Origin of the sequence: Aldersonia kunmingensis (assembly GCF_001646865.1) — a bacterium.
Lineage (GTDB): Bacteria > Actinomycetota > Actinomycetes > Mycobacteriales > Mycobacteriaceae > Aldersonia > Aldersonia kunmingensis.
Genome location: NZ_LRRB01000056.1, coordinates 1 through 4,001, shown reverse-complemented (window position 1 = coordinate 4,001; position 4,001 = coordinate 1). Strand labels below are relative to the sequence as shown.

Sequence of the window (4,001 nt, the reverse complement as noted above, 5' to 3'; positions counted from 1 at the left end):
CTCGAACTGTTTCGCAACACCGCCGCACTCGCACTGCTGCCCGTGTTCGTGCTGATCCTCGGCATCGGTGAGGAGTCGAAGGTCGCGCTGGTGGTCTACGCCTGCACGTTCCCGATCCTGCTCAACACCATTACCGGCGTGCGCACTGTTGAGCCGTTGCTGGTGAAATCGGCTGCCTCGATGGGTTTCTCGTCGTTGCGGCTGTTCCAGAAGGTGGTGTTGCCGGCTGCGGTGCCGTCCATCTTCACCGGTATCCGGATGGCGGCTGCGTCGTCGATCCTTGTGCTGATCGCTGCCGAGATGGTGGGTGCGAAGGCGGGTCTGGGTTACCTGATCACCGCATCGCAGCTGAATTTCCAGATCCCGCAGATGTACGCCGGGATCATCGCGATCGCGCTCGTCGGCCTCGTGTTCAACGCAGTCATCGTCTTCATCGAACGCCGGCTCTCCCGCTGGCGCCAGGAATCATAAGAAGGAGTTGGCTCAGGTATTGAGCCGTGCCCCGCCGAGTTTGGCCGAGTTGGCGAAATCGTAGATTCCCGCCACTCGGCCATCCTCGATCACGAAACCGATGATGTGCGCCGGGACCTCCTCGCCGGTGGTGCTAGCGGGTTGGGCGGGGATGTAATACCCCAGTGCGCCGTTCACCAGCACCGGTTCGCCGTTCAACAGGGTGTCGGCGCCGTACTTACGGGTCAGCCCGAGGAAGAAGCGGGCCACGCGGTCGGCTCCGCGGACCGGACGTAGCGCGGTGCGGGCGGTCCCGCCTGCGTCACCGGTCGCGCTCGCATCCGGGTGTAACTCGGCCACAACGGCGCCGACATCGCCGGTGGCGAACGCAGCGAGCAATCGGGTCACGGCCTCGTTTTGCTCGTCGGGAGAGACGGGTTTCGGGGCCCGCTCGGCGGCACGGCGTGCGCGTGCCGCGTGTTGCCTTGCGGCGTCGGTCGACACGCCGAGGAGTTCGCCGATCTCGTCGAACGGCACCGCGAATCCGTCGTGCAGAACGAACGCAACCCGCTGCGGCGGGGTCAGTTCGTCCAGCACGATCATCGCCGCCAGGCGGGCGGCTTCATCGCTCACCACGGCGTCGAGCGGGTCGGGTGCGCGCGAGGCGACCGGTGTCACAACCGGCTCAGGCAGCCAGCTGCCGACATAGCTTTCCCGCCGCGCCGCTGCCGAACGCAGCCGGTCCAGACAGATCCGCCCGACCACGGTGGTGAGCCATCCACGCAGATCGCGAACGGTCTCCTCGCCGGCGCCGGAGAGCCGAAACCAGCTCTCCTGCACCGCATCTTCGGCATCGGCGACGCTGCCGGTGAGGCGATAGCCGACTGCCAGAAGGTGCGGCCGGTGTTCCTCGAAGCGCTCGGCAAGCGCAGTCGAAGTCATGTGAAACACCCTACCCCCGGACTTCGAATCACTCCGTCGCCAAACCGTTGTCGCCCTGCGCGGCTGACGGCAGCCTGTGGGACACCTCGTTGCTTTGAAAGGAGTCCTCGCATGCCGTCGTGCCGCCTCTGCGTGTAGCCCACACGTTGCGCCCGACGTGTGCGCGCTCCGTTTCGATTCCACCTCCATCGACAAGGAACACTTCACAATGCGGTTCAAAGCTTTCGATCCCGCGCGCCGTTCGGGCCGCCTGATCGGTGTTGTCGCGGCACTACTCGCAGTCACCTCGCTCGCCACGGCGTGCGGCTCGTCGGAAGAGTCGACCACCGCGGACGGTAAGGCGGTGCTGCGCTACCAGGGTTCGGCCGGACAGGTCATCTACCCCGAACTCGCCGATGCCCTCGGCTACTACGACAAGGTCGAGCTGAAGTGGGTCGGTGACACGACCAGCGGTCCGCAGGATATCCAGTCCGCCGCGACCGGACAGACCGAATTCGGCGGCGCGTTCAACGGTGCAGTCACCAAACTGGTCGCCGCCGGCGCGCCGATCACCTCCGTTGTCGGGCTCTACGGTGCAGACAAGCAGACCTTCACCGGCTACTTCGTCCTCGACGGCAGCCCGATCAAGAGCGCCCGCGACCTGATCGGCAAGAAGGTCGGGGTCAACACCCTCGGTGCGCACCACGAGTTCCTGACGCGGGAATGGCTTGCGCAGCAGGGCCTCACCCCGGACGAGATCAAGCAGGTTGAGCTGATTGTGGTGCCGCCGGTGAACACCGAGCAGGCGCTGCGGCAGGGCCAGATCGATGTTGGCGCGCTCAATGCCGTGTTCCGCGAGACCGCGGTCGAGCGCGGCGGTATCCACCCGCTGTACACCGATGAATCGCTCTTCGGCACGTTCACGTACGGCACCTATGTGCTGCGCAACGATTTCATCGCCAAGAACAAGGACGCGGCAGCCGATTTCACTCAGGGTGTCGCCCGGGCGATCCGCTGGGCGCAGACCACCCCGCGTGACGAGGTGGTCGCGAAGTTCAAGGAAATCATCAACAGCCGTGGCCGCAACGAGAACACCAAGCTCACCGACTACTGGCGAAGCACCGGTATTGCGGGCGCAGGCGGACAGATCACCGATAAGGAGATCCAGCTGTGGATCGACTGGCTCGTCCGCAACGGTGAGCTCGAGAAGGACAAGCTGAAGGCGACCGACTTCTACACCAACGAGTTCAACCCGTTCGCCAACGGCAAGTTCCCGGCCGAGTCCGGCCCCGATGGTCAGGCGCTCGGAAAGTAACCGTGGCAACTACAGGTCGCGCCCCACGCGGGGCGCGACCTCTGTTTCGTCTCCAAAAGCTCCAGTCGAAGTCACGTGAACACGCTTACGCCGGGACTTCGAATCACACCGTCGTCAAACCGTTGTCGCAGTTCACGGTACGCGGCAGCCTTGGAATACCTAGTTGATGGAAGGAGTTCGCCCACATGTCGTCGTGTCGCCCCTGTGTGTGACCCACACGTCGCACCCTGACGTGTGCGCGCTCCATTTCGATACCACCTCCATCGACAAGGAACACATCACCATGCGGTTCAAAGCCTTCGATCCGGCGCGCCGCCGCTCGCGCCGCCTGATCGGCGTCGTCGCGGCACTACTCGCTGTCACCTCGCTCGCCACGGCGTGCGGCTCATCGGACGAAGAGACGACTGCGGACGGCAAGACCGTGCTGCGCTACCAGGGTTGGTCCGGCCAGGTCATCTACCCGGAGCTGGCCGCGTCCCTGGGCTACTTCGACAAGGTCGAGCTGAAGTGGGTCGGTGACACGACCAGCGGCCCGCAGGACATCCAGTCCGCCGCGACCGGGCAGACCGAATTCGGCGGCGCCTTCAACGGTGCGGTCACCAAGCTCGTCGCCGCCGGCTCCCCAATTACCTCGGTGCTGGGTTACTACGGCGCCGACACGAAGACCTTCACCGGCTACTACGTCCTCGATGGCAGCCCGATCAAGAGCGCCCGCGACCTGATCGGCAAGAAGGTCGGCATGAACACCCTCGGTGCGCACCACGAGTTCCTCACGCGGGAATGGCTGGCGCAGCAGGGACTCACCCCCGATGAGATCAAGCAGGTCGAGCTGATCGTGGTGCCGCCGGTGAACACCGAGCAGGCGCTGCGCCAGGGGCAGATCGACGTCGGCGCGCTCAATGCGGTATTCCGCGAGACCGCCGTCGAACGTGGCGGTATCCACCCGCTGTTCACCGATGAGTCGCTGTTCGGGTCGTTCACCTACGGCACCTACGTGCTGCGCAACGATTTCGTCGCCAAGAACAAGGACGCGGCAGCCGATTTCACTCAGGGCACGGCACGCGCGATCCGCTGGGCGCAGACCACCCCGGCGGATCAGGTGATCGCGAAGTTCAAGGAAATCATCAACTCGCGTGGCCGCAACGAGAACACCAAGCTGACCGAATACTGGCGCAGCACGGGCGTTGCCGGGGTCGGCGGCACGATCGCGGAGAAGGAAATCCAGCTGTGGATCGACTGGCTCACCCGCAACGGTGAGCTGGAGAAGGACAAGCTGAAGCCGTCCGACTTCTACACCAACGAGTTCAACCCCTAC

At 64.7% G+C, this 4,001-nt stretch carries 4 protein-coding genes; 3 read left to right on the top strand and 1 reads right to left on the bottom strand.

Features of this window, described 5'->3' with window-relative positions; all coding sequences use genetic code 11:
• The coding region (locus A8G08_RS04205) for an ABC transporter permease (RefSeq protein ID WP_157108401.1) at window positions 1-471 on the top strand (471 nt) is incomplete at its 5' end.
• Between the two features lie 12 nt (window positions 472-483).
• On the opposite strand, the gene sigJ is transcribed toward A8G08_RS04205, so the two are convergent.
• Complete coding sequence (gene sigJ, locus A8G08_RS04200; protein WP_068270545.1) at window positions 484-1,392, bottom strand: RNA polymerase sigma factor SigJ; 909 nt, start codon at window positions 1,390-1,392, stop codon at window positions 484-486.
• 208 nt (window positions 1,393-1,600) lie between these two features.
• On the opposite strand from sigJ, the gene A8G08_RS04195 reads away from it, so the two are divergent.
• Together A8G08_RS04195 and A8G08_RS04190 are read left to right on the top strand one after the other, a co-directional pair.
• The gene (locus A8G08_RS04195) at window positions 1,601-2,686 is read left to right on the top strand and encodes an ABC transporter substrate-binding protein (RefSeq protein WP_068270549.1); all 1,086 of its coding nucleotides are present in this window, start codon (window positions 1,601-1,603) and stop codon (window positions 2,684-2,686) included.
• Between the two features lie 283 nt (window positions 2,687-2,969).
• A partial coding sequence (locus A8G08_RS04190) for an ABC transporter substrate-binding protein (RefSeq protein ID WP_068270547.1) occupies window positions 2,970-4,001 on the top strand: 1,032 nt, incomplete at its 3' end.

Bases quoted from the DNA above. Each gene is read 5' to 3' on its own strand.
- sigJ (WP_068270545.1), bottom strand. From the start codon at position 1,392: ATGACTTCGACTGCGCTTGCCGAGCGCTTCGAGGAACACCGGCCGCAC.
- A8G08_RS04195 (WP_068270549.1), top strand. From the start codon at position 1,601: ATGCGGTTCAAAGCTTTCGATCCCGCGCGCCGTTCGGGCCGCCTGATC.